The organism is Flavobacterium sp. CR10 (assembly GCF_055814415.1).
This window is the reverse complement of the sequence record NZ_CP185985.1, coordinates 3,840,659-3,865,562: the sequence shown is the minus strand read 5'-3', so window position 1 is coordinate 3,865,562 and position 24,904 is coordinate 3,840,659. Positions and strand designations below refer to the sequence as shown.

General features: G+C 34.5%; 21 protein-coding genes. 8 read left to right on the top strand and 13 right to left on the bottom strand.

Annotated elements, in window-relative coordinates; genetic code table 11:
• The first annotated feature begins 9 nt into the window (after window positions 1-9).
• On the top strand, window positions 10-1,467 hold the full coding sequence (locus tag ACNRYB_RS16935) for a SusD/RagB family nutrient-binding outer membrane lipoprotein (protein ID WP_473728012.1): 1,458 nt from the start codon (window positions 10-12) through the stop codon (window positions 1,465-1,467).
• 263 nt (window positions 1,468-1,730) lie between these two features.
• Window positions 1,731-5,582, top strand: coding sequence for a M43 family zinc metalloprotease (locus ACNRYB_RS16930; protein WP_473728011.1), 3,852 nt, complete (start codon window positions 1,731-1,733; stop codon window positions 5,580-5,582).
• Between the two features lie 489 nt (window positions 5,583-6,071).
• On the opposite strand, the gene ACNRYB_RS16925 is transcribed toward ACNRYB_RS16930, so the two are convergent.
• Window positions 6,072-7,289: a M24 family metallopeptidase gene (locus ACNRYB_RS16925; RefSeq protein ID WP_473728010.1), complete on the bottom strand. Its 1,218-nt coding sequence runs from the start codon at window positions 7,287-7,289 to the stop codon at window positions 6,072-6,074.
• A 206-nt stretch (window positions 7,290-7,495) separates the two neighbouring features.
• On the opposite strand from ACNRYB_RS16925, the gene ACNRYB_RS16920 reads away from it, so the two are divergent.
• The 5 genes from ACNRYB_RS16920 (at window position 7,496) to ACNRYB_RS16900 (ending at window position 13,731) form a co-directional block, all read left to right on the top strand.
• The gene (locus ACNRYB_RS16920; RefSeq protein ID WP_473728009.1) at window positions 7,496-8,776 is read left to right on the top strand and encodes a S28 family serine protease; all 1,281 of its coding nucleotides are present in this window, start codon (window positions 7,496-7,498) and stop codon (window positions 8,774-8,776) included.
• Between the two features lie 317 nt (window positions 8,777-9,093).
• Window positions 9,094-9,696, top strand: a complete 603-nt coding sequence (locus tag ACNRYB_RS16915; RefSeq protein ID WP_473728008.1) for a murein L,D-transpeptidase catalytic domain-containing protein — start codon at window positions 9,094-9,096, stop codon at window positions 9,694-9,696.
• Window positions 9,697-9,908: 212 nt separating this feature from the next.
• Window positions 9,909-10,934 carry an NAD(P)-dependent alcohol dehydrogenase gene (locus ACNRYB_RS16910; protein ID WP_473728007.1) on the top strand — a complete coding sequence of 342 codons (1,026 nt, stop codon included), beginning with the start codon at window positions 9,909-9,911 and terminating at the stop codon, window positions 10,932-10,934.
• 409 nt (window positions 10,935-11,343) lie between these two features.
• The gene (locus tag ACNRYB_RS16905; RefSeq protein WP_473728006.1) at window positions 11,344-11,850 is read left to right on the top strand and encodes an acetolactate synthase small subunit; all 507 of its coding nucleotides are present in this window, start codon (window positions 11,344-11,346) and stop codon (window positions 11,848-11,850) included.
• A gap of 96 nt (window positions 11,851-11,946) precedes the next feature.
• Complete coding sequence (locus ACNRYB_RS16900; RefSeq protein WP_473728005.1) at window positions 11,947-13,731, top strand: mechanosensitive ion channel family protein; 1,785 nt, start codon at window positions 11,947-11,949, stop codon at window positions 13,729-13,731.
• Between the two features lie 53 nt (window positions 13,732-13,784).
• Here ACNRYB_RS16900 and ACNRYB_RS16895 read toward each other — a convergent pair whose 3' ends face one another.
• The 10 genes from ACNRYB_RS16895 to ACNRYB_RS16850 form a co-directional block, all read right to left on the bottom strand.
• A complete protein-coding gene (locus ACNRYB_RS16895; RefSeq protein ID WP_473728004.1) occupies window positions 13,785-15,140 on the bottom strand; it encodes a hypothetical protein in 1,356 nt (451 codons plus the stop codon).
• Window positions 15,141-15,220: 80 nt separating this feature from the next.
• Window positions 15,221-16,294 (bottom strand): response regulator transcription factor, encoded by a 1,074-nt coding sequence (locus ACNRYB_RS16890; RefSeq protein WP_473728003.1) that lies wholly within the window; start codon window positions 16,292-16,294, stop codon window positions 15,221-15,223.
• Window positions 16,295-16,394: 100 nt separating this feature from the next.
• The gene (locus ACNRYB_RS16885; protein ID WP_473728002.1) at window positions 16,395-17,180 is read right to left on the bottom strand and encodes a polysaccharide deacetylase family protein; all 786 of its coding nucleotides are present in this window, start codon (window positions 17,178-17,180) and stop codon (window positions 16,395-16,397) included.
• A gap of 91 nt (window positions 17,181-17,271) precedes the next feature.
• Entirely contained in the window at window positions 17,272-17,769 is a 498-nt protein-coding gene (locus tag ACNRYB_RS16880) for a 4'-phosphopantetheinyl transferase superfamily protein (protein ID WP_473728001.1), read from the bottom strand.
• On the bottom strand, window positions 17,766-18,020 hold the full coding sequence (locus tag ACNRYB_RS16875) for an acyl carrier protein (protein ID WP_008469108.1): 255 nt from the start codon (window positions 18,018-18,020) through the stop codon (window positions 17,766-17,768). The genes ACNRYB_RS16880 and ACNRYB_RS16875 overlap by 4 nt, the downstream gene beginning before the upstream one ends.
• A gap of 1 nt (window position 18,021) precedes the next feature.
• The gene (locus tag ACNRYB_RS16870) at window positions 18,022-19,290 is read right to left on the bottom strand and encodes a beta-ketoacyl-[acyl-carrier-protein] synthase family protein (RefSeq protein ID WP_473728000.1); all 1,269 of its coding nucleotides are present in this window, start codon (window positions 19,288-19,290) and stop codon (window positions 18,022-18,024) included.
• The gene (locus ACNRYB_RS16865; protein ID WP_473727999.1) at window positions 19,287-19,724 is read right to left on the bottom strand and encodes a 3-hydroxyacyl-ACP dehydratase FabZ family protein; all 438 of its coding nucleotides are present in this window, start codon (window positions 19,722-19,724) and stop codon (window positions 19,287-19,289) included. Before ACNRYB_RS16865 ends, ACNRYB_RS16870 begins: the two co-directional genes overlap by 4 nt.
• An 11-nt stretch (window positions 19,725-19,735) precedes the next feature.
• Window positions 19,736-20,788, bottom strand: a complete 1,053-nt coding sequence (locus ACNRYB_RS16860; RefSeq protein WP_473727998.1) for a type III polyketide synthase — start codon at window positions 20,786-20,788, stop codon at window positions 19,736-19,738.
• On the bottom strand, window positions 20,785-21,498 hold the full coding sequence (locus ACNRYB_RS16855; protein WP_473727997.1) for a methyltransferase domain-containing protein: 714 nt from the start codon (window positions 21,496-21,498) through the stop codon (window positions 20,785-20,787). Before ACNRYB_RS16855 ends, ACNRYB_RS16860 begins: the two co-directional genes overlap by 4 nt.
• Window positions 21,499-22,626 carry an NAD(P)/FAD-dependent oxidoreductase gene (locus ACNRYB_RS16850; RefSeq protein WP_473727996.1) on the bottom strand — a complete coding sequence of 376 codons (1,128 nt, stop codon included), beginning with the start codon at window positions 22,624-22,626 and terminating at the stop codon, window positions 21,499-21,501. It lies immediately after the preceding gene.
• A 173-nt stretch (window positions 22,627-22,799) separates the two neighbouring features.
• On the opposite strand from ACNRYB_RS16850, the gene ACNRYB_RS16845 reads away from it, so the two are divergent.
• Window positions 22,800-23,156 carry a hypothetical protein gene (locus ACNRYB_RS16845; RefSeq protein ID WP_473727995.1) on the top strand — a complete coding sequence of 119 codons (357 nt, stop codon included), beginning with the start codon at window positions 22,800-22,802 and terminating at the stop codon, window positions 23,154-23,156.
• Window positions 23,157-23,314: 158 nt separating this feature from the next.
• Here ACNRYB_RS16845 and ACNRYB_RS16840 read toward each other — a convergent pair whose 3' ends face one another.
• Together ACNRYB_RS16840 and ACNRYB_RS16835 are read right to left on the bottom strand one after the other, a co-directional pair.
• On the bottom strand, window positions 23,315-24,004 hold the full coding sequence (locus ACNRYB_RS16840; protein WP_369014717.1) for a CPBP family intramembrane glutamic endopeptidase: 690 nt from the start codon (window positions 24,002-24,004) through the stop codon (window positions 23,315-23,317).
• Window positions 24,005-24,081: 77 nt separating this feature from the next.
• Window positions 24,082-24,672, bottom strand: a complete 591-nt coding sequence (locus ACNRYB_RS16835; protein WP_473727994.1) for a Crp/Fnr family transcriptional regulator — start codon at window positions 24,670-24,672, stop codon at window positions 24,082-24,084.
• Between the last annotated feature and the right edge of the window lie 232 nt (window positions 24,673-24,904).

The window sequence follows — 24,904 nt, the reverse complement described above, 5'->3', positions numbered from 1 at the left end:
TAATAAAACATGAGAATTATAAAAACAATATTTTTTGCAGGTGCCGTTTTATGTGCAGTAGCTTCATGTGATAACTTAGATGACATGAACAAAAATGAAAAGGCTTATGAAACCGCTTTGCCAAGTGCGTTGATGACTAGCGCACAGGTTAATTATGCTTACTTTCTAACCAATGCTTCGGTAAATTCAAACAATTTTAGAGCCTATGCACAGCATTGGTCTACATCTACCTATACGGATGAAGCCAATTATAATCAGGCGAAAAGAAATTTAGGAAGTTCACATGCTGTACTGTTATACCGTGATGTGCTTCAAGATCTAGTAAATGCACAAAAGCAAATTCAAAACACAAAAGTATTAGGGCCAATTGAAGAAGGCATAAAGAAAAATCAGCTTGCTATTTTAGAAGTGCAAATTGTAATGGCTTATCAAACTCTAGTAGATTTATTTGGTAATGTCGCATATTCTGAAGCGTTAGATATTAAAAAATTTCCGCTTCCAAAATATGACGATGCAAAAACAATCTATTTTGATTTGGCTTCTCGTTTGGATGCTGCTATTGCGGCTTTGAATGATGAAAATGGAAGTTTTGGAAATGCCGATTTGATTTTTCACGGAAATGTGGCAAAATGGAAAACATTAGCCAATAGCGTAAAACTAAAAATGGGCTTGCACCTTGCTGATGTTGATGCTGTAAAGGCAAAAGCAATGGTAGAAAGTGCTTTTAATTCAGGAGTTATGAGTAAAGAAGCTGATACGGCATTGTTTCAGTACTTTTCTTCAATAACAGACATGAATCCATTGTATGACAGTTTGGTAAACGAAAGCCAGATTAATATTGCTGAATTTTTTGTAAATGAATTAAATGGAAAAGAAGATCCGAGACGCGATTTTTTCTTCAATCCAAATTCAAAGGTAAACGGGCAATATAAAGGAGCTCCTTACGCAAAACAGGTTAATTATGCAGATTATTCAAATACTGGTGCAAGATTAAAACAGAAAACAAATCCAGGAGTTATATTCGATTATACCGAAACTTGTTTTTTACTGGCAGATGCGGCAAGCCGAGGCTTTAACGTTGGAGCTGATGCTGCAACATATTATACTAAGGGGATAGAAGCAAGTATGAAATTTTGGGGAGTTTCTGATGCTAAAATTCAAACTTATTTAGCACGTCCAGATGTTGCTTTTGCAACAGCAACGGGAACAGACAAACAAAAAATTGCGTACCAGCTTTGGATAGCTTACTACAATCGTGGTTTTGAAGCGTGGACTGAATACAGAAGGTTAGATTATCCAATATTGGTGGCGCCTCCAACAGCAGTGCAAGAAGCAAATGGTAAAGTTCCGGTTAGAAATATTTACTCAACATCTGATAAAACTTTGAATACGGCCAATTATGAAGCAGCTTCGACAGCAATAGGTGGAGATCTAATGACAACGAAGATTTTTTGGGACAAATTTTAATTTTGAGTTAGTTTAATTTGTTTTTGAGCCAGCACTTTTAAGTGCTGGTTTTTTGTTTTTATAGCATTTGTAGGGGAAGAGTAAGGTTTTTAATACACTTGCTAAGGTTTGTTTTGTGTGTTTAATTATGAATATTTTTTTATTATATATTTTTTTAAGGTTAAAAATATGATAATTATGTATTATTTCTGAGTAAAATACTATCAAAAAGATAGAAGCTTGTGCGGTAATTTTGATTGTTACTAATTAAAAAACCTAAACAAATGAAATTAAAATTACTAATCTGCTTTCTGATTTTCAGTTCAGTGAAAGTTAGCGCACAAGGTTTGCCTTGTCGGACAAGCGAAGAAAATGAAAAAGTGTATCGGAATAACCCGCATGCACTTCAAGAGAAAAAGAACTTTGATGTTTTCAGCAAAAATTTTGCGGCCCAGCGCAAATCTTCAACGGCAAAAACAGCTGCAACTACTTACACAATTCCAGTGGTATTTCATATTTATGGAGATGTGCAAGGCGGAAAAACAGTTACGTACGAAAAAATCGTAAATCACCTAGCTCAGCTTAATGATGATTTTAATGGACGTAATGCCGATTTTCAGACCGTTGAATCGTTTTTTCAGGCACGACGCGGAACTTTGAATATTGAATTTAAGCTTGCTAAAAAAGATCCGAATGGCGGCTGTACGACAGGAGTAGTTTTTCATCCAACTAAAAATGGTTACGGAAATGGAGGCGGATATGATGACCAAATCGCTGCGGATGCTTGGGATAATACCAAATATATGAACGTCTATATACAGAACGATTTGTACAATGACGGAGCAACAAATAATTCAGGGGTGGCTTGGTATCCCAGTTCAGACATGACAGCAAACAATACAGCTCGTGTTGTTTTTAATGGAGCATATTTGTATGATAACTCCTACAGTAAAGAATTCTCTGCAACGCTTACTCACGAGTTTGGTCATTTCCTTAACCTAATCCATACTTTTGAAGGAGGATGTACTGGAACTGATGAAGTTGCCGATACTCCAGCGGAAGACGGAAAACATACTTTAGGCTGTACTCCCGGAACAAATTGCAGCGGAGACAAAGTAAATTTCGAAAACTACATGGGGTACAATGGAGCGCAAGGCTGCTACAAAATGTATACTCAAGGTCAGATTGATAGAATGTTGGCTGCTTTAGAACACCCTGCGAGAAAATCACTTTGGCAGGCGCAAAACTTAATTGATACTGGCGTAAATTCTACAGGAAGCACGCTTACTGCTTCGGCTACAGCTTTTAAAGAAGCGATTATAAACGACGGTTCTTTTGACACTTCATCCATAATCAAATTAAACGGAACTAAAACTTTTGCTGTTTCTTCTGGAACTTTGACAGCAGGAACTCATTTTACGCATACTTTCCCAGCAGGAATTACACCTGTGCTTACTGTAAATTCCAACAATCAAATTACAGTTACATTAACTGGAAAAGCAACTAATCATGCATTAAGCAATAATACTTCAGGTGGAATTAGCTTTTTACCAGCTGCATTCACAGGAGGAACAGCTGATTTATCTTGCACATCTTTATTCTTTAATTTTAAATTTTCAGATCCATACGGAATCTTTTTTGTAGACATGCCAGATGTGACGGTTTCGTCGGCATTGACATGGAAATATTTTGAAATAGCAAAAGGAGATGATCGTGCATTTGGAGGCTGGCGTTATGCTGCAAATGCTTTAAAAATTGAAACTTATGCCAAGAGATTAGTTTGCGAAACTGGCACTAGAAATATCTCTTTATTAAATTCAAACACAGCCGTTGGTCCAACAAGCAATATGACTGCTCCGGGTGCATATCCAAATCAATTAGATTTAAGAACAGCGAGTTACACAGCTTGGGACGGAAAAACAGGTTACGTAGGATTCGATTATTTAATGGATGGCCTTACTTGTTATGGATGGTTTAAAGTAAAAGTAAATGCGGATGGTGATGGATATACAATTTTGGAATATGCATACAATACAAAACCAAACACTCCAATTTATACAGGAATGACCGATAAAACGGCGACAACTTTATCTCCAGATACATTGTATGAAGCAGAAGTAAATGATGGAAGCATAACTTCTACAGCGACAATTGCTTTGAGTACTAATAATGGTACATTTACAAAAAGCAACGGTACTTTTACAGCAGGAACTGATTATACTATTACAGGTGTTCCGGCTGGTTTAACTGCAGTTTTAACTCTTGAAAGCAATACTAAAACAGTACTTTCTTTTACAGGAAAAGCAACTGCGCACAACACAACAAACGATGCTGTTGTTACAGTTACGTTTAAAGATGCAGCAATTACTGGCGGTATAGCTACTTTGGATACCGCTACAAAAACAATCAATTTGAAATTTGATGCGCCTTATGGAGTGTTTTATGTAAACAATCCAGATTATACGGCTAATGCAGCATCGACTTGGCAATATTTTGATTTGGGTATTGGAGACAATACGGAGTATGGAGCATGGCAATACGCAGCCGCAGCTTTAAAAATGGAAACTTACGGAAAAAGATTAGTTTCTGAAGCTGGAACAAGAAATATATCATTCTTAACACAAGGCATGTCTATTGGAGCTTCTAGTAATTTTGCAGCGCCAGGGGCATATCCAAATCAATTGGATTTGAGAACCGCTACCTATACAACTTGGGATAATAAAACAGGATATGTTGGTTTTGAATATACAAGCAGAGGACGTGTTTGCTACGGATGGATGCATATAAAAGTTGAGGCCGGAGGAGTAGGATATACCGTTTTGGATTTTGCTTATAACACCAAACCAAACGAACCAATTCTAGCAGGAGTACAAACTACCAATACAGTATTGGCGCCAACAAATTTAACAGCAACAGCCAATGCAGCAAATTTAGAAACCGTTCTTAATTGGACTAACAATGCTACGAATGCTTCAAATGTAATTATTGAGAGAGCGGGAGCAGATGATGTTTATGCAGAAATTGCTACGTTAGCTAACACTGCATCAACTTATACCAATACAGGTTTAACAGCTGGAAACACTTATAAATATAGAGCGAGAGCAAAATCTGGAACTGATTATTCTGCGTATTCTAATGTGGTTTCTGTAACAATTCCGGTTGCTCCACCGTGCACTGCGCAAGGAACAAACGGTTATGAATACATAAGTTCTGTAGCAGTAGGAAGTTTTGTAAATGCATCTGGAAAAGAAACAAACGGTTATGCCGATTATACTTCTAAAGTGATTACGCTGAATCCGAATGCAAATACAAGCGTTATCTTAACTCCAGGTTTTACTGGTTCTGCTTACACTGAATATTGGGGAGTTTGGATCGATTACAATAAAAACAATCAATTTGAAGCATCTGAAAAAGTAATTAATAATATTTCATCAAATGGTGCGGTTACGGCAAGTTTTACGCCTCAATCATTTACTGGAACTACCAGAATGAGAGTGGTGATGAAATATAATACTAATCCGTCTTCAACATGCGGAAATCTTGGGGATGGTGAAATCGAGGATTATACTGTTCAAGCAGGAACATCTGTTCCACCAAATCCAGCAACTTTGACAATTCCTGCTAATCTTGGAAATGCAGGCGTATATTCGTCAGGATTTTATGCTTCTTGGGCAACATCAACAGATGCTGCGTCTTATGAAGTGCAATTAAATACTTCATCAGGATGGACAGCGGCAGGAACTTCTACAACATATTATTTATGGATTCCAAAACAAGGAACTCAAACTGTATATGAATTTAGAGTAAGAGCAATAAATGGAACGGCTTTTAGCGAATGGAGCGCTTCTCATACAATCGATTTGCAATCTGGAAGCACTGGTTTGCCAGGCATAAATACAAATACGGCGAAAGCATTTACAATGTATCCAAATCCAGCGTCAGACGTTGTGAACTTTACTTTTGATAACATTGATGTCAATAAAGTGAAAGTGTCAATTTACAATAGTACAGGTCATTTGGTAGATACTGTTCATAATACAACTGTTTATTCTCTTAAATATTTAAATAAAGGAGTTTATATTGTTGTGGCTACTGATGGAAAGTTTGTAGAAAAGAAAAAATTATTGGTTGAGTAATAAGTTAATTTAGTTAAAATGAGAAGGGCTGTTTACGAAAATGGACAGCCCTACTTTTTTTACCCTTTATTAATGATTTAATATTTCGACCCGCTGGGGCTTTTTTATATTTGGAAATTGTATTTTTTCTATAAATATTCTGCTTCTCCGAAGCATTTAAACTATTAGAAAAAACTTTTGAGGAGTAGATATTTTATAAAAATCAAGTTTAAATTTAAACAAAGTCAATGGGTTTCAGCCATTGGAACGCAAAGAGAATCATCAATCATTTGTTTTCTAAGAACGAAAAATAGAGTTATGTTTAAAAATAATTGCACAAGAACAGAAAATTCAATTTACCAAAAATTAGAAAGCTTCGGAGAAGCAAAATATTTATAGAAATTGCAATTCTCAGAGATGAAAAAGCTCCGGAGGAGCGACATATAATTTATAAAGAAAAAAAGCTGTCTAAACAAACAGCTCTTTCTAAAATATTAAATCAAAATTATTTTAAACCTCTAATCCAAACGGATTATCAATACTCTGCATTGGCTCCGTAAACCATCTTGGACCTTCGGCAGTCATATAAAAATGATCTTCGTGACGAATACCAAATTGACCCGGCATACAGATCATAGGTTCATTACTTACTACCATTCCTTCTTTTAAAATGGTTTGATTTCCTCTTACTAAATAAGGATATTCATGAATGTCCAAACCAGTTCCATGTCCTACACGATGCGGTAATCCAGGAATTTCGTAATCTCCGCTTAAGCCCGCTTCTACTAGAACTTTACGTGCAGCATCATCTACAGATCCGCATGTTGCTCCAATTTGTGCAGCATCAAAAGCCGCTTTTTGAGTTGCTTTTTCAAGATTCCAGATTTTTCTGTGTTGCTCACTTGGAGTTCCGTATACATAAGTCCTTGTGATATCAGACAAATAACCTTCCAAACGGCATCCGGTATCAATCAAAACGACATCATTGTCAACTAAATTTTGAGGAGAAGTAACTCCATGCGGATATTGTGAATCTTCTCCAAAAAGAACAATGCAGAAATAAGAACCTGACGGAATACCAGCTTTAATATGTGCCTTATGTATAAAATCAACAACAGTGCTTACGGCAATTCCTGGATGTAGAATGCGAGCCGCTGCTTTTTGAACAGTCATGGTTATATCTTTTGCTCTCTGAATTATAGCAATTTCATTAGCCGATTTATGCATTCTGCAACCCGCAGTTATAGGTTGAGCGTTTACAAAACTGAAATTTGTATTTGCTTTTGAGATTGCATCAATTAGAAAAAAAGCAGCCGATTCATCCAGCGCAATATTTCCATCAGTTACATTTTTATTTTTCAGAATACTCCCAAACAATTCAGAGGGGCTTTCATGTTCTTCCCAGAAATTTAAGTTTCCCTCGATTTTCATGAAAGTTTTAAAAGTTCCCTCTTCAAATTTCGGAACAATATATTCAACTGTTTCATCTTCAAAAATTAGAGCGCCAACCATACGCTCAGACGGATTCCATTTTGTCCCTGTAAAATAATACAGATTGGTTCCAGCATTTACATAAAGCGCTTTGCAATTTTGTTCTTTCATTAAAGCAACCGCTTTTTTAATACGCTGTTTATACTCGGGAAGTGCGATTGGCACAACACCAAGCGTCATGTTTTGTATTTTTTCTAATTCAATATCTACAGTTGATCCGCCAACTCCAATTGCCATTTTTTTATTTTTTAAGTTAGTATTTAATGTGGTGTAAATTATATAACTGACGTAAAGTTCAATTTTTCATTAAAAGTAAAGCATTATTTCGATTTTGTCCTATGTTGATATAAACTAGATAAAATATTACATTTTAAGGGTAATATAGTATCAGTTTTTGCTTTGTATTGCACTTACTTTTAAAATTTAAAAATAACAAGATTAAAATGAATCGAAAATCCTTTATTATTACGCTGTTCTTTCTTTGCCTGAATTATTTTGCCGTTTCTGCTCAGGAATCTTCAGTAAATCTACAGCAAAAACTAACCGAATTATTTCCAAAAGCCATTATTACTCGAATAGATAATTTAGAAAATTATACCGAATCGTATCAGCTTATTTTAGACGAACCTCTTGATCATAAACACCCAGAGAAAGGCACTTTTCAGCATTATATTTATCTATCGCATTTAGGTTACGACAGACCGACTGTAATTGAAACACATGGTTACAAAACTGAAAATATTAAAAGTGAAGTAAGCAGTTTGTTGCAGGCCAATCAGGTTGCGGTTGAATATCGTTTTTATGGAAAATCAAGACCAAATCCGATTCAATGGGAATATTTAACCAATGATCAGGCTATTGAAGATTATCATAACATTGTCACTAAGCTGAAAAAAATATACTTGGGAAAATGGATTTCAACTGGAATCAGTAAAGGAGGAGAAACGGCTTTAATTTATAAATCAATCTATCCAAACGATGTAGATGTGGCAATGCCGTATGTTGCACCGCTAATTAATACTTGCGAAGATCCAAGAACGATAGAGCATACAAGAACCGTTGGAACGCCTGAATGCAGAGCAAAAATAACAGCGTTTCAAAGAGCTGTCTTGCAAAATAGAGAAGCTGTCTTAGATGTTTTTAAAGGTTTTTCAGTTGAGAAAAAGATGCAATTTACGGAAGTTCCTTTCGCGGAAGCGTTGGAATATGCTGTTCTAGAATTTCCTTTTTCGTTTTGGCAATGGGGTGGCAAATGCGAGGAAATTCCGCCAGTAAATGCCTCTGCAAAAGAGCTTTTTGATTATTTGAATAAAATTGTTGGAGTAGGGACTTACAATGATAAAATGTCATTTGTCTATCTGCCGTCTTATTACCAGCATTTGAGCGAATTAGGCTATTATGGTTTTGATCTTGAACCTGTTTCAGATCTGTTAACTATTGTAAAAAGCAGTTCCAATGCACGATTCGCACCAAAAGACGTTACAATAAAATATAATCCAAAGTATATTAAGAAAGTGCGCAAATACGTTGAAAACAAAGGCGATAAAATACTTTACATTTATGGAGGCTATGATACTTGGTTTTCGTGTTCTCCAACTCCAAAGCCGAATGTTGATGCTTTAAAAATGGTGCTTCCGCAAGGAAGTCATTCAACAAGAGTCAAAAATTTTCCTGAAAATGATCAAAAACTGATTATGGATACATTAAAAAAATGGCTGGATTAGAAGGCTCAAAAAAAAATTACTAATTGCGTTTATGTTTCTAATAATTTCTGTCAAGTGGCTTTCACTTGGCAGATTTTTTTTATGCTTATTCGCAATAAATCAATAGAAAGGAAGTTACATTGAGATAATATTAACACGTTTTAGCATGAAATGTGGTCTGTTAATCGAATTTTAACATATAATATTGTAGTTTTCAGATATTTATAATATCTTTAACTTATGGTATGGGAATTGTATAAGATTTGTGTATAATTTTGCAACAGAAAAAATTATCAATGACCCCAAGTCATAACTATTAACTTAACATTTTGCCGGGCATGAGAGTATTTTTATTGGCACTGCTTTTTTCCTTAAGTTCGTTTACCTCATTAAGTATGTGGGACGAAGATGAAATTTTAGATGAAGTTGAATTTGCGAGACTCAATGAGCACGTAAATGAAATAAAGGCTTTTACAGCATCAAATCACAAGTATAACAATAAAATTGCTTTTCTTGTGGACATGAAAATTAAATCTGGGAGAAATCGCTTTTTTGTTTACGATCTTCAAAATAATCAAATTCTCGATCAAGGTTTGGTGGCACACGGAAAAGGTTCTGAAACTGGAATAAAAGGAGATATTCTTCAATTTAGCAATTCACCAGAATCCAACTGCACTTCACTTGGAAGATATTCGGTAGAAAAACCATACAAAGGTATATTCGGAAAAGCTTTTAGATTGGCAGGATTAGATGAAACCAATAGTAATGCTATGAAACGTGCCATTGTATTGCATTCTTATAAAGAAGTTCCATCTGATGAAAAAGAATACTACATTATCAACAGTCACGGCTGCCCAATGGTTAATCAGGAATTTTTAAATAGACTTTCAAAATATATCGAGAGTTCAAATTCTAAAATCTTATTGTCTGTTTATTATTAAATAGAAACCAAAAAATAAATGTAAAGAGAGCTTAGGTTCTCTTTTTTTATATCAATACATTAGATTTCCATTTTTTTCTTACCCCAAATTATTACCGCTTTCTATATAAAAGCCTATGTAGGCTATAAATTAGGATAAACTTAACTTGTGTGATAAACCTTATAAAAAATGCAAGTTGTAAATTAGTAGAATAGTAATCAAAAGTTTATTTTATGAAAGCAGTACGTTTTTTTGGGCACAAAGATGTCCGTGTAGTTAATGATATAGAAAGACCTGTTCCTAAAGGTGATGAAGTGTTATTAAAGATTGGCGGCGCTGGTGTCTGCCACTCAGACGTGCATATTATAGATGAAGGGACGGTAGTTGGAACAGTTTTTACGCTAGGACATGAAAATGCCGGATGGATCGAAGAAATTGGCGAAAATGTAGAAGGTTATAAAAAAGGAGACGCAGTACTCGTATATGGTCCTTGGGGATGCGGACATTGCAAACCTTGCCAGCAATCCAAAGAAAATTATTGTGATCATCAATCTGAACAAGCTTACGGCGGCGGTTTAGGTTTAGACGGCGGTATGGCCGATTATATGCTTGTGCCATCTTCTAGACTTTTAGTGCCTATATATGATTTAGATCCTGTTATTGCTGCGCCATTGACAGATGCTGCGCTTACTCCTTATTCTGCAATAAAACGTTCGCTTCCTAAATTAATGGCTGACGAATATGTAGTAGTAATTGGCGTTGGCGGATTAGGTCACGTTGCTTTACAGATATTAAGAGAAATAAGCGGAGCAGAAATTATTGCCTGCGATGTTACTGAAGATAAACTAGCTTTTGCAAAAGAATTAGGAGCGGCTTATGTAATTAATTCTAAAGACGCTGATGCAGCAGAACAAATTCAGAAAATTACAGGAATCAAAAAAGCCAAAGTGGTTCTAGACTTCGTAGGAGCAACTTCTACCATAGATTTGGGAACAAAAGTAGTGAGTCTTGACGGAGATCTTACCATTGTTGGTCTTGGCGGAGGACATTATCAATACAGCATGAATGGTTTGCCTTTTGGCGTAAGCATGACTAATCCTTATTGGGGATCAAGAACAGAACTGATGGAAGTTGTAGGTCTGGCAAGACAAAAGAAAATCCATATAGAAATTGAAAAACATAGACTTGATGATGCCAACGAAGTTTATGATAGAATGAGACAAGGAAAAATAAAAGGCAGAGCCGTTTTAGTACCTTAAAACTCAAAAGTAAATAAATCCGTTGTAAAAGACGGATTTTTTGTTTGTTATAATTAATCTTTGCAGATTAAAAAATATCAATATATTTGCGCAACAAATCAAGCAAATGAAAAATAGCATTAACATCGTTTCAATTATTATCACAATTATCATTCGATAGTAGTGAAGGGGTGTTATATAAATAAGTAAAATATACAATTTAGAAAAACCTCCCTTTTACGGGAGGTTTTTTTGTTTATAGCAATATGAAAAATTCTATCCAGAATAGCATTATTATTTCAATTATCATTATTCGTATCACATGACGAGTCAGGATTCTATTGTCTATTCATAAAAGCCTTTCTCAGTCAAATGTGAAAGGCTTTTTTTATTTCCCTTAAAACACCATCAAAAACAAATAAAAACAGCAATGAAAAACGAATTTACACTTACTATTTATTCTGAAGATCAAATAAGGTTAATCACTAAGCTAAGCTCAATGTTTATAAGAAAACAAATCAATATTTTGAGTCTAAACATGTCTATTTGTGAAATCGATAAAATGTACAGACATACAATTGTCGTAAATGAAACGCTAGATCAAGTTATTAATTTAACTGCCCAGATAGAGAAAATTATAGAAGTTTTTAAATGTTATTATTCTTGGAATGAAGAAATTGTTTCGTCACAAACTGCTTTGTTTAAGATTTCGACAGACATATTTATGGCTGATGAAAAAATGGGGTTTTTAATTCGTGAAAACGATCTTAAAATTTTAGAAATCCAAAAAGATTATACAATATTAGAAACGACAGGAACAGATGAAAAGATTGCAAGCGTAACTGAAAAGTTCAATCAATTTGGATTAATTGAATTTGTAAAGAGCTCCAAAATTGCCCTTATAAAATCTAGTGAAGGTTTTGAAGTGGAATTTTAAAAAAGACACAGCAAATAAATTGTTTTCTTGCCGAAACGTTTTGTTTTTCTGCCATATTTCTTACTTTTAATAGTCTAAGTCACTAAAGCAAAAAATATGATTTTGGGTACTAAACGTTTATTGTCTTTTTTATTGCTCGCATCGGCATTATTGATGATTCCTTCTAAGCTAGAAGCCCAGCTTTTGGGAACATCTAAGACTGCAGCCGAAGAACCAGTAAAAATTCCTGACGATTCGCTAGGAAGAAGAACACCTCAAGGAACGGTCAACGGATTTATAAAAGCAATTGGAGATCAGAATTATCTGCGTGCAAGCCAGTATCTTGTTCTTAGCAAGCGTTCTTATCGTAAAACGGCTGAAAGGATAGAAATAGCAAAGACTTTTCAGAAGCTCTTGGATCAGGGAGGTAATTTTTCGCCATCATCTATTTTAAGTAATAAAGAATTAGGACGTTTAGATGATAATCTGACAACAGGCATTGATCTGGTTGGAAATATATCCACGGATAAAATAAATATACAGCTTTATTTAGAAAATCAGTCAGATGACAGCGAGCCAGCATTATGGCTTTTTTCGGCAGAAACAGTAGAAGCAATTCGTGGAGCGGATGTAAGCGGAGAAAAAACTTTTTTGGATAGAGTATTGCCGAGAGTTTTAAAAGAAAGAAAATTAGAAAATGTTCCCATTGGACATTGGGGAGTTGTCGTAATCATGTCAGTCGTCACTTATCTATTGTCGAGACTGCTTATTTTTATACTCATTTTCCTGATTCAGAAAATATGGAAAAAAGCCGATACAGAAAAAGGCACTGCTATTATAGACGCACTGACTCTTCCTGTTCAAATGTATATTACGGTGATTTTATTTGTTGCCTTTACGCAGCGAATGGGTATTTCGATTATAGTGCGTCAGCGCTTTAGCATTATAATAATTACTATTGGAATTTTAGCTTTTTTAATCCTGCTTTGGCGAATGACCGACTTTGTGAGTATGTATACGCGAAGCAGAATGAATAGTAGAGGACGCGCATCTGCAGTATCTGCCGTACTGTTTTTAAGCCGTACCATGAAAGCCGCAATTGTCGTAATCGGAATTATAGCAATCTTAGGAATTATAGGAGTTGATGTTACAGCCGGACTTGCTGCACTGGGAATCGGAGGGATTGCGTTGGCTCTGGGAGCACAAAAAACTATAGAAAACTTTGTTGGAAGTGTGAGTCTTATTGCCGATCAGCCGCTGCGTGTTGGAGATTATTGCCGAGTTGATGATATAAAAGGAACTGTAGAATCTATCGGTATGCGCTCTACAACGCTTCGTACAGCGGCACGCAGTATTGTAACGATTCCGAATGGCCAATTATCGGCAAGTAAAATAGAAAATTACGCGCATCGTGACCGTTTTATATTCAATCCCATTTTTGGTTTTAGAATGGAAACCACTCCAGATCAAATGCGTTATCTGCTTGTAGAATTAAGATCTTTGCTCTACGCGCATCCTGCTGTTTTAAACACGCCACCTATAGTTCGTTTTACTGGAATTACTGCAGATGCTTTAAAAGTTGAAATTACAGCTTATATAGAAGCTATAAACGTCGAAACATCACAAGAAGTTCAAGAAGATCTTTTATTGAGAATGATGGATATTATAGAAAAAAGCGGAACTTCATTGGCTTATCCATCACAAACTTTATACATGGCGCGAGATACCCCTTTTTCAAAAGAAAAGGCGGATGAAATCTCTGAAACAGTTAAAAAATGGAAGGAAAACAACGAACTGCAGCTTCCGAAATTTGATCCGAAAAGAGTAGAAGAATTGAAAGATAGCATTCAATATCCTGGCAAAGGCAGTTTTAATCCTGATGATGATGATACCTTATTATAAAAGAAACGAGCTTCAAATTTTTGAAGCTCGTTTTATTTTAAGAAAAATATAAATTAGCTTTTAGATTCTTTTACAATTTCCATATTTCCGTCATTTTGTTTTATAATTTTCCAATCTGGATTTAGCTCTATTTCATAAAAATCGCTTATAATTTTCCTGCCTTCAATTTTCGATGGAAGTGAAAATACAAAATACGTTAGTCCATCTTTATCATAACTTAAAATACCCGCTTTGCCCAATTGATTTTTACCTTCAACTGTGGCAAAATTTCCAAAATTGTTTCCTGATTTATCTCGCCCTTTAATGCTAGAATACACAATTCCTTTATCGTTTAAAGTCAATGTTCCGTTCATATTAAACGTGCGTCCGTAATGCTCAATATCGGCAAGTGCTACTTTTAGCGTTGGTTTATTAATTAGTAAATCTGTATAATAAGAAATTAGCTTTTTTTGTTCTTCTTCTCGGGCAATTTCCTGTTTATTTATTTCATTAAAATTGTTTCTGAATTTGGCTGATTCTAACTCTTTTTTGGTTATAGTTATTTTTGATTTTAAAATCATAACTTCATATATATCAGCGAAATTATATGTTTTATCTAAACTATTTCTCCAGCTTATATTCAAATAATCGAAAATCAATCCGTAGGCAGGCCCAGTGGCATACGGAAAAGGTCTCGTGTATGTTTTGGCTTCTTCTCGTTGGTTAATTTCTTCAATCGCTTTTTCATATTTATTGTCACAAGAAGACAAAACAAAACCGGTGTAATTTGCCAAACCTTCCAAAGTTTCTATTTCCAATTCATCATTTAAATATTTTGAATATTGCTGTTGTCTTTCTTTTCTAAAAATTACAGCATCCTTCAAATAACTTTTAATCACATCTGTTTTTCTTTTTTCGATAATTGCTTTTAAAGCATTTTTTAATGCCTGATATTCCAATCGCAATAAAATGCGGGCGTTAGTTTCGTCAAGATACTCAATTGGATTTCCATTAAACTTTCTGTATTTCATTTGCAGTAAATGAAATAATTCATGGATAATTGTAGCACTTTTATCATCCAGATAATTATTGAGAACAGTTGCATATTCTTTCCCTTCATATTTCTGAGTGGTATTAACAAAAACAAGCGAATTAGGTTCCATAGTTTTAGAAAATAAAATACCATTGTCGGTTTTGCTATTAGGTAGCTTTACCAAACTATAAATTGAATTGTCAAAGTCGATTACAATGATGCTGTCGTTCCAGATTCGTTTTCCCCAAAGCTTCCCATTATCTTTTTCTAAAAGTTCTTTTGCTTGCAAAAGGCAGGATTGAATATTTTGCCTGTTTTTAAGAGCTTTTTCTGATTCTTGGGCTGTAGTAAATTGCAGAATGGTGATGAAGATCAGCAATAAGAGTTTTTTTTTCATTTCCGATTGATTTAAGATTTCGGAAACAAAATTAGATTGGACAATTTTGAAAATCAGTTATGCAGAGGTTGAATTTGGGACTAATCCCAAGTATGATTTTTCAATTTAGATGCCAATTCATGACGGTTTGCGACATCCAGTTTCGCATACAGATTTCGAATATGAGTTTTTACTGTACTCAGCGAGATAAAAAGCTCATCGGCAATTTCTTTGTTTGATTTATCTTCTAAAATCAATTTGGTAATTTTCTCTTCCTGATTGGTCAAGGTCAGATTTGAAATTTCTTGTATCGCTTTTTGAGGTTTGAGAGCTTTTAATTTTCTGAATTGAAAAATAGAAATAAGAGCTAGAATGAAAACTAGTATAACTAAAGTATAATTGAGCTTTTTCTGAAAGACATATTTCTGCTGTAAAATAACGTTAGAAATTTTTGAAATTTCATCTTGATATTGGAGATAATAAGAAGTTTCTCCGTAGTAGTTTTTTAGTGAATTTAAAATGCCATCATAAAACACTTCATTTTTTTCAAAGTCATTTTTGATATTAAAATCATTTCGTTTAATGTCTGAAAAAGCCAAAAGTTTTAACAACGGATGTTTAATGTTCTTTTCGCTGTATGATTTTACTCTTTCAGCAAAATCATTTACGGCTTGCTGCTGTGCTTCCTTGTTTTTGATTTGGGCATTATTTTTTTCTAACTGCTCTTCAAAAGATTTTAATTTTCTCCATTCTTTATCAGTCAAATTGCTGTTTTTAGATTCGCTAAACCAATTGTTGCCAGATTTAGAAAAATGAATCGTATCTCTGTTTGAAAAAATAAAATTGTGATAATTGCTTTTCTCATTATCGCTAACCAATTGCAGTCCTTTGATCGTATTAATATTGGAATGAATGCGATAGAGTTTGTCTTTTTCGGACAACAGTTGGCCTTTAAATTCAAAATAACCAGAGTTATCAGTTTGAGTCGAAAAAAGAATCTGATTTTCGGTAATCATGGTTTCTTCATCATATTTTAGCAGACTCAAATAAACTGTTTTGTTTTTCTGTTCAGCATCAATATATCCCGAAATCTTATATTGTCCATAACAAGTCGGAACCGCACAAAGCATAAGGATTATCAAAAATAAAACTCTGGATGTTTTTTCTTTTAGCATTTTAAATCAAGTAATAGAAAAGCTTACGAATGATTAAAAATACAAAAAAAGATTAAAGGTTAAAGGACTGTTTTTTATTTGATAAGCACAAATATAAGCATTAAAGCTTCGGCGAAACCAAATTGTCTAAGTCTGAAAGTTTATAGAATTTAAGATCATTCAATTTCATGTATTTGCAGATAAATTCTAAAGTCTCGATTTTAACCTGATAATTTTCGGTTACTTCTTTAACGGGTTTATGACCGCATAGAAGAAGAATTTTATTGTTCTTTTTGGCATAATCCAATAATTCAAGTACGTACGGAATGCTAAAATGTATATGGCTATTGTCAATATCAAAAGCAAATACAATTTTTGAATTATCGAAATAACTGTCTTGTTTCTCTGGAATTTCACCTCCAAACGCTCTTCCTCTAATAATTTTAAAGAGAGGTGATAAAGCCTGATCCAGAGAATCTGATCTTTCTCCGTACGGATAGGCAAAAGAAGTAACGTTGAAACCTTTCTTTTTCATGGAAACAATCATAGGATCGATTTCTTGTTTCAGGTATTTCTTAACACTAAATTGCTTTGTAAACTTAACCGCATTGTAATGATGATAACCATGTCCAGCGATTTCGTGACCATATTTCTGCATTTCTAAAAGTGTTTTAATTTCTGGAGCACCAATAGAATCTATTCTGCAGACATTAAAAGTGGCTTTCCAAGAATACTTTCGCAAAACCTGATCTGCTTCTGACCATTCGTCAACGTAAGCATCATCAAAAGATAAAATTACACCGGCTTTATACGTTGGTTTTGCTGCAGGTTTAGGTTTTTTATTTTCACATGAAAAGAAAGATAAGAACAACAAAAATAATACTGCTTTAGTAAAAAGTATTCTCATAGATTTTAGATTGGTACCGAATAAAATTTTATTCAAAATTAAAGATTTTTCTTATTATTACTATTGTTATTCCAAACAAAAGAAGATTTTCTTATATTCTTAAAATTACCCGTTTTTCAAATCTTCCATGATGACTGATTGAAATATCACAAAGAATATTGTCTACTTTCAAAAATGGAATACCGTTTTCGTCTTTAATAATTTCTTGATTTTCAACTTCAATTACATTATTGACGTTTGCAAAATTATCGACCGCAATCGTGTGAATGCTTTCTAAAGAAAATATGCTTTTGGTATAATATCTATTTTCATTGCAAATTACTTTACCCAATGCGAGATTACAATTGATAAAATCTAAAGAACAAGAAAGTTTCTTGGGACTGAATTCCCGTATTTTAGTCTGCCGATTATAAATTTTATACGCAGCCTCTTTCATGCTCCATAAAAGCCAAACCATAGTTTCAGGCTTATCATAATCTTTTATATACTGCTGTTCTTCGGCTGTAAAAAGCTTTTCTATAAAACCTTTTCTTTGCCAATTGCTTTCTATACGCGACTGTGCAAGATCTATAACATCATTGCCAATCATTTTTCTGCTAGTTTGGTTTCAATGATTTCAACAGCAGTTTTTACATCAAGCATGCGTTCCATATCGGCATTATCGATCACAACATCAAAATTTTCTTCAATGTCCAGTACAATATCAACTAGATTGGCCGAATTGATATTCAGATCTTTAATAAAATCCGTTTCCTCAGTCAGATTTTCAAAAGCTTCTTTGTTAGTTGCAAAAGGCTTGATAATTACTTTTAATTCCTTGATAAGTTCAGTTCTGTCCATGTTAGTTTTCAAATTTTTTAAATAATATACATGCATTTACATCGCCAAAACCAAAACTGGCTTTTGCAATTATTTTTGAGTTGATTTTAATAGTTTCTAAAAGAACTTTTGACGGATCGATAAGCGTTGCAATTTCAGGATGAAGATCAGAACAATTTTTATTTCCAAACAAAAATCCTTCATGAAGCTGTAATACAGTGGCAACACTTTCGATACTTCCAGAAGCGCTTAAGCAATGGCCAGTTAAGCTTTTTAGAGAATTAATGTACGGAAAATCAGTGCCATTTCTCCCCAATGCTTTTGTCCAGTTTTCAATTTCAAGACTGTCTTTTGTTGTGGCTGTCAAATGCCCGTTGATTGCATCAATTTCGTTCGAATTAATTCCAGAATTCTCGATAGCGGTTTTAATGCATCTTTGCACCGCCGTGCTGTTTGGAGCCGTCATGGTTCCGCCGTCTCTTTGTCCACCCGAATTGACGTGTCCTCCCAAAATTTCGGCATAAATTGTTGCTCCACGTTCTAAAGCAGTTTCCAAATCTTCAATAACAAAAGCGCCAGCACCGCTTCCGGGAACAAATCCTGCCGCTGAAGCACTCATTGGTCTTGAACCTTCTTCGGGTTTGTCATTAAATTTGGAAGAACAGACACGAAGCGCATCAAAACCGCCCCAAATATAAGGACCACTATCAGATGTGCTTCCTGCCAAAATTCGTTTTGCCTGCCCAGATTGTATTCGATCATAAGCCATCAAAATAGCTTCAGCTCCCGTTGTGCATGCAGAAGAATTGGTTGTAACTTGATTTCCTAATCCGATTTTACCGCCAAGGTAGGCGCTTACACCGCTGTTCATGGTTTGTGCAACAACAGTGCTCCCTAATCTTCGGACTTGCAGTTCATCAATTTTATAAATGCTTTCGCGAAATTTATCTATTCCTGATGTTCCTGATCCAAAAATAGCACCGCTGTCCCAATCTGGATTTTCATTGAATGGCAATCCTGCATTATGCCAAGCTTCTAAACCTGCAATAACGCCATATAAGATTCCTGTGCTGTTAAATCCGCGAAGTTCAAGTTCTGTAAAATATTGCGCTTTCAGTTCCTCAGTTATTTGGGGCTGACCAGCAATCTGACAAGAAAATTGTAATTCTTCAAGCTGAGCATCATGTCGAATACCAGAAATGCCGTTTTGCAGCGCATGAGTAAATGCAAGAATTCCAACACCATTTGGCGCAGCAACTCCAAGACCTGTTATTACAACTCGCTTTTTCATAATCTTTTTGTTATCATTCCTGCCAGAACACCTCTGCAAACTTCTTGTCCAGCTTCATTTTTCATTACTGCATTGCATTTTAATTTTCCAAAACGAAAGAACAATTTCTCAGAAGTTACTGTTACTTTTTCATTTGGATAAACAGGTTTCAAAAATTCCATGTCGGCAGAAGTAAAAGCGATTACGGTATTTTCTCCCAAATCATTTCCTAAAAGAAATATTCCTAAGCAAACCATTCCGATCTGAGCCATCGTTTCGGTCAGAATAACGCCTGGAGTTACAGGATTATCTTTAAAATGCCCTTTATAAAAGTCAAGATTCTCTCGAAATGTATAAGTTCCTGTCACACCATTTTCGTCAGCATGAAGCAATTCATCGACAAACAAAAAAGGTTCGCTGTACGGAAGCTGTGCGATAATATCATCTAATTTCATAAGCTTTCAAATTACCATTGCAATAAAACTCTTTGTGCCGAAAATCCTGGGCCAAAACTTAGCATTAAACCTTTTTCTCCTTTTTTCGGATTTCGGTTCATTATATTTTCTAAAACGTACAAAACGGTAGCGCTCGACATGTTGCCATAATCTCTGAGGATTTCTTTTGTATCATCAATATTTTTCTCCAATCCAGCAAAAAGCGATTCAACGGTTGTGACGATTTTTTTTCCGCCCGGGTGGAAAATCATGTGGTCAATATCTTTTATTTCTAAATTATTTTGTTTTAAGAAAGGATGAATAATATCTCCAAAATGCGAAGCGATTGTGTCTGGAACTTCAATATCCAGAACCATCTGCAATCCGCTGTTGGTTAGTTTGAAACCCATCATATGTTCGGCATCATAAAAATGATACATCTGTTCGTCAAGAATTTCGGGGCCAGAATCTTCTTCTTTTGATGATAATAAACAACAAGCAGCACCATCTCCAAAAATGGCAGCGCTGACAATATTTGGCATCGAGAAATCGTCGAGCTGAAAAGTGGCTGTTGGTGATTCTACAGCAATTACAGCTGCACGTTTGCCAGGATTTGATTTGAGGAAATTCTTAGCATAAATAATTCCAGATATTCCAGCAGCACAACCCATTTCGGTTACAGGAAGACGAACAATATCCTGTCGTAATTTCATTTTATTAATCAGATAAGCGTCAAGCGAAGGAATCATAATTCCGGTGCAGCTTACCGTAATAATATAATCTAAACTTTGCGGATCCCAGCCTGTTTTTCCTAATGCTTTTTCTAGAACCTGATGTCCTAAAATGATCATTTCACGGCTATAAATATCATTTTTTTCTTCAAATGAAGTGGCAGTAAAAACCTCCGAAGGTTCCATGATAGAATAACGTTTATCTACAGAAGCACCTTCAAATATCTTTTTTACTTTTTTGATGAAACGCTCTTCCTGACCTTCAAGCCACACATCGACAAGCGGAAGGATTTCTTCTGTTGTTCTGGAATATTGCGGAAGCTGTTTAACAGCTGTAATTATTTTGACACTCATATTTTTGTAATTATCCACTGGTAGCGAAAAGCCCATTTCCAGTTTATGGAATAGTTTTTTAAATTTAATTTTTTGGATAAATGCTCTAATTCTTTCTTTTTAAATCCTTTAAGAATAGAAATTAGTCCATCATTGCGAGACATGTCATTGAGATTGAAAACAAAACCAATCAGTTCAAATAATCGGTAAGCCAATTTACTTCTGTGCAGATCATTTACTACAATACCGATTGAAGCATTTTTGTTTAAAACATCCATTACTTCTTCAATTTGATTTGTTGAAAAATGGTGAAGAGTAAGCGTACACAAAACAATGTCATATTTTAAAAGGCCAAATTCTTCGCTAAAAATATCCATACAGAGATATTCAATGTTTGGAAAATTTTTAGACAATGTTTCCGCATAACTAATTGTAAAAGCATTGGCATCGATACCAATTAACTTAAAGTTGAGATTACGTTTTTTTCCATATTTCGCGAGCATTCTCAACATATCGCCATTTCCGCATCCTATATCTGCGATTACTATCGGTTTTGAAATATCAGTTTTGGTTAAAAGTTTTTTTATGCCATGAAGCGTTAATTTATTGCCTCCAAGTAATTGATTGATAGAAGCAATCTGATCTAATGCGCCGATCAATTCTTCGCCTTCAAGCGAAAAATCGTCCATGATTTCAATTTCCTCGGTTCTATGTTTGGTGTTTACACTCATTTATTCAACTGTTATGGGACGGCCGTGTGTTTGTTTTACAATAAAGGAAAGTAATGACGGAATTGAAGCCGCTACAGTTGTCATTACATGCGTAAAGTTTTTGTATGTGAGCGCTTTGGCTAATAGACGCCCAAAGAATAATCTTTTACTGAAATGCTTTTTCCATTCTTGAATATACTTTTTTTCCAATTCATTTCTGGATTCTATTTTTCCGTAATAAAAATCCAATACTAATTCAGAAGCAATTTTGGCGCTGTGAATCGCCATTGCCATACCGTTGCCGCACATGGGATGAATTAATCCTGCGGTATCGCCAATCATTAAAATATGGTTTTCTACAGGTTCTTTTCTGTCAAATGAAATTTGGCTTATGGTTAATGGTTTTTCAAATAGGGGATTGCTGTTTTCAAAAACAGCTTTGAGTTTCTTGTTTTTATAAAGTACAGATTTCTGATACTCTTCAATGTTTTTATACTTTTTAAAAGTTTCAAAATCGGCTAGGTAGCAAATGTTTATGACATCATTTTCAACTTTTGAAACACCGCAATAACCACCTTGAAAATTGTATAAAGCGACAAGTTTTTCATCAAAATTTCCAGAATAGTGCCCTTTAACAGCCAGCCACGGTGATTTTTTAGAAATAAAATCTCTTGACAAAACCTGATCTATATTGGATCTTTTTCCGTAAGCACCCAGAACTATTTTTGCAGAAAGCATTTCTTCAGAAGTGGTTACGGTAAAAATGTCGTTTTCAAAAGAAATATCCGTAACTGTTTCTGTTATAATAGTACAGCCATTTTCTACAGCTTTTTGAAATAGAAAATGATCCAATTCATAACGGCTGATTCCAAAACCGCCTAATGGAAGTTTAGTTTTTGCCATTTTGCCGTTTTGTGCTATGAATTCAAAATTAGAAATACTTGTTGGGTGGAGTTCTCTAACATCTAAATCTAACCAAAATAAATAGGGCAGAATTTCATTTGAAATATATTCTCCGCAAACTTTATGTTTTGGATAGGTATTTTTTTCGATAAGAACAACCTTCAATCCTTTTTTGGATAAGTGTAGAGCGCCTGCAAGACCAGCAAGACCGCCGCCAATAATAAGTACATCGGGATTTGTTCTCATACCACCAATTTAGTTATAAAATCTTAAATGAACTTTACTTAATTCGATAAGAAATTAACAAAATTTCAACTTTTATCTTAAAAAGTTAAAATGAGTTTTGGCTTGAAACAATGAGAGGAAAATCGATTTAAAAGATAATTTTTACTTTTGCCAAAAAATAGCAGCATTCATAAATGACAATACAAGATCTAGTAGGCACTTTTTCGGTTTCGGGAAGCAATCAGGACGAAAGCAATGAGATAACATACAAAGGTGTTTTGACTTTAACTTTAGACAAAAACAATAGAATTAAAGCAAATTGGGTTATCAATTCGCATCAGCAAAAAGGAACTGGCTTTTTTAAAGACAATATTTTAGTAATTAATTTCAATTATAAAGGCGACGACCATAAAATTTATAAAGGTGTTGTAGTTTACAGGTGTATCACTAAAGATGTTTTAGACGGTTTTTGGTCAGAGAAACATGGAAATCCACTTTATTTAGGAAGTGAGCATTGCTTAAGAATGGAAACAACAGAAAGGCTTAATTAAAAAAAAAAATAGCGCAAATCTTAAAGTTTGCGCTGTTTTTTTTGCCACTGATTAAGGGATTTTCACTGATTTAAAATCTGCTAAATCTGCTAAATCTGCGTGAAAAAATTATTCTTTTAGTTTCTGCAGAAATTATCTCAATTGCCTGCAGAATTAAGTTAAGCAGGATTTACAGCAGTTTTGTATTTTCTGTTGTAAAGAATAATAAAACCAATCCAGATTACTAATAAAATTGCGATTAGCGTAAGTTCAGTTTCATGCAAACCGTTGCGAAAGAAATTGTTTAGTGAATGCACTCCTGCCACAGCCAGCAATGATCCTGTAGAAGAATATACTTTTCCGATTCCCCAAGTTCCAAAGAAAATGATTCCAAGAAAAATCATGTTACTTGGAGTGGTTTCCAGATTTAAGTGCCATGCAAACCAAAGAACAGCAATAATCACTATAGAAGTAAATTTAGGAAGCGATTTTAATTGTTCCTGTAAAAATCCTCGCCATCCAATTTCTTCCAAAAGTCCGTAAGCTAGAACGGTAAACATTAATAAAATTGGGAATTTTCCAATAGTAACATAATAAACTCCTGCAATTAAAACAGCAGGGAGCAGCCAATATATGGCAAAAGGAACAATGGCATTTTTGTATATTCCTTTTAAAGACATTGGATTGTGAAGTGAGAATATTTTGATTGCAGCCAAAGCTCCTAAAGCGGGACCAACACCGCGAAGTAAAATCACTAAAAACGGATTTTCTATTCCAGATAATAAATTGGTTTTTACCGCAGCATATCTGCAAGCAACAGCAATTACGTAATATACTATGATAGCTCCAAAGTTGATTTTATTTTTCATCGTTTACTATTTTGTTTGGTTTAGTAAAGCAAACTTAGCGAGGCAAAATGAAAATAAAATTGACTTTGGGTAAGAAATCATTTTTCCATAACTCTTTTTCGAATTCGGCTTAAACTTTCGGCTGTTAATCCGAGATATGAGGCAATGATTTTAAAAGGCGTTCTCTGAAAAATTTCTGGACGGCCTTCAATCAGTTTTAAATAACGTTCTTGAGGAGAAAGCGTCAAAAGATTAATCTGTTCCTGCTGTTTGCGTACATAGAGCATTTCAGAAATGGCTTTTCCAATTCGCAAGCCTGTTTCAGATCTTTGGTATAATTCATTTAAATCTTGATGAGAAATAGACCAAAGCATTACATCTTCTAAAGCTTCAGTTTTAATAACTGATGGCTGCTGATTTAAGAATGACATATAATCGCTTATAAAACTATTTTCATACAATAAATTAATGCAAATGTCTCTCTTTCCGTCCCAAACAAACAATCCCGCAGATCCTTTAATGATGATGTTAAGATATTTTTCGACACCGTGATAATCTTTTATAATTTCTGATTTCTCAAATTCACGGACTTTAATTTTCTCCGAAAACCCTTTCCAGATATTCATATCGGCAGTAAAGTAATTTTCGAAAACTCGTTTTACATCTTCTGGAGACGGACTTTGTGGCATTTTATTAAATTATGAGTTTGGAATGCCAATATAGGTTTAATCTTTCAAAATAAAAACAGCTGTGTTATCCTGTTATCATTTTTGTGAAGTGAGTTCAACTTTGTCAAAGTTTTAAACTTTGACAAAGTTTGACATTTATGACCACAATAATTGTCATTTCGACGAAAGAGAAATCTTCGCAAGAAACTCCGTTCCTAGAGTTGACAATCTTTGTCGAGCTACTTATGGAGAT

What these genes read in the sequence shown, in the direction of transcription:
- ACNRYB_RS16935 (WP_473728012.1), top strand. Translation starts at nt 10, where the DNA reads ATGAGAATTATAAAAACAATATTTTTTGCAGGTGCCGTTTTATGTGCA.
- ACNRYB_RS16930 (WP_473728011.1), top strand. Translation starts at nt 1,731, where the DNA reads ATGAAATTAAAATTACTAATCTGCTTTCTGATTTTCAGTTCAGTGAAA.
- ACNRYB_RS16925 (WP_473728010.1), bottom strand. Translation starts at nt 7,289, where the DNA reads ATGGCAATTGGAGTTGGCGGATCAACTGTAGATATTGAATTAGAAAAA.
- ACNRYB_RS16920 (WP_473728009.1), top strand. Translation starts at nt 7,496, where the DNA reads ATGAATCGAAAATCCTTTATTATTACGCTGTTCTTTCTTTGCCTGAAT.
- ACNRYB_RS16915 (WP_473728008.1), top strand. Translation starts at nt 9,094, where the DNA reads ATGAGAGTATTTTTATTGGCACTGCTTTTTTCCTTAAGTTCGTTTACC.
- ACNRYB_RS16910 (WP_473728007.1), top strand. Translation starts at nt 9,909, where the DNA reads ATGAAAGCAGTACGTTTTTTTGGGCACAAAGATGTCCGTGTAGTTAAT.
- ACNRYB_RS16905 (WP_473728006.1), top strand. Translation starts at nt 11,344, where the DNA reads ATGAAAAACGAATTTACACTTACTATTTATTCTGAAGATCAAATAAGG.
- ACNRYB_RS16900 (WP_473728005.1), top strand. Translation starts at nt 11,947, where the DNA reads ATGATTTTGGGTACTAAACGTTTATTGTCTTTTTTATTGCTCGCATCG.
- ACNRYB_RS16895 (WP_473728004.1), bottom strand. Translation starts at nt 15,140, where the DNA reads ATGAAAAAAAAACTCTTATTGCTGATCTTCATCACCATTCTGCAATTT.
- ACNRYB_RS16890 (WP_473728003.1), bottom strand. Translation starts at nt 16,294, where the DNA reads ATGCTAAAAGAAAAAACATCCAGAGTTTTATTTTTGATAATCCTTATG.
- ACNRYB_RS16885 (WP_473728002.1), bottom strand. Translation starts at nt 17,180, where the DNA reads ATGAGAATACTTTTTACTAAAGCAGTATTATTTTTGTTGTTCTTATCT.
- ACNRYB_RS16880 (WP_473728001.1), bottom strand. Translation starts at nt 17,769, where the DNA reads ATGATTGGCAATGATGTTATAGATCTTGCACAGTCGCGTATAGAAAGC.
- ACNRYB_RS16875 (WP_008469108.1), bottom strand. Translation starts at nt 18,020, where the DNA reads ATGGACAGAACTGAACTTATCAAGGAATTAAAAGTAATTATCAAGCCT.
- ACNRYB_RS16870 (WP_473728000.1), bottom strand. Translation starts at nt 19,290, where the DNA reads ATGAAAAAGCGAGTTGTAATAACAGGTCTTGGAGTTGCTGCGCCAAAT.
- ACNRYB_RS16865 (WP_473727999.1), bottom strand. Translation starts at nt 19,724, where the DNA reads ATGAAATTAGATGATATTATCGCACAGCTTCCGTACAGCGAACCTTTT.
- ACNRYB_RS16860 (WP_473727998.1), bottom strand. Translation starts at nt 20,788, where the DNA reads ATGAGTGTCAAAATAATTACAGCTGTTAAACAGCTTCCGCAATATTCC.
- ACNRYB_RS16855 (WP_473727997.1), bottom strand. Translation starts at nt 21,498, where the DNA reads ATGAGTGTAAACACCAAACATAGAACCGAGGAAATTGAAATCATGGAC.
- ACNRYB_RS16850 (WP_473727996.1), bottom strand. Translation starts at nt 22,626, where the DNA reads ATGAGAACAAATCCCGATGTACTTATTATTGGCGGCGGTCTTGCTGGT.
- ACNRYB_RS16845 (WP_473727995.1), top strand. Translation starts at nt 22,800, where the DNA reads ATGACAATACAAGATCTAGTAGGCACTTTTTCGGTTTCGGGAAGCAAT.
- ACNRYB_RS16840 (WP_369014717.1), bottom strand. Translation starts at nt 24,004, where the DNA reads ATGAAAAATAAAATCAACTTTGGAGCTATCATAGTATATTACGTAATT.
- ACNRYB_RS16835 (WP_473727994.1), bottom strand. Translation starts at nt 24,672, where the DNA reads ATGCCACAAAGTCCGTCTCCAGAAGATGTAAAACGAGTTTTCGAAAAT.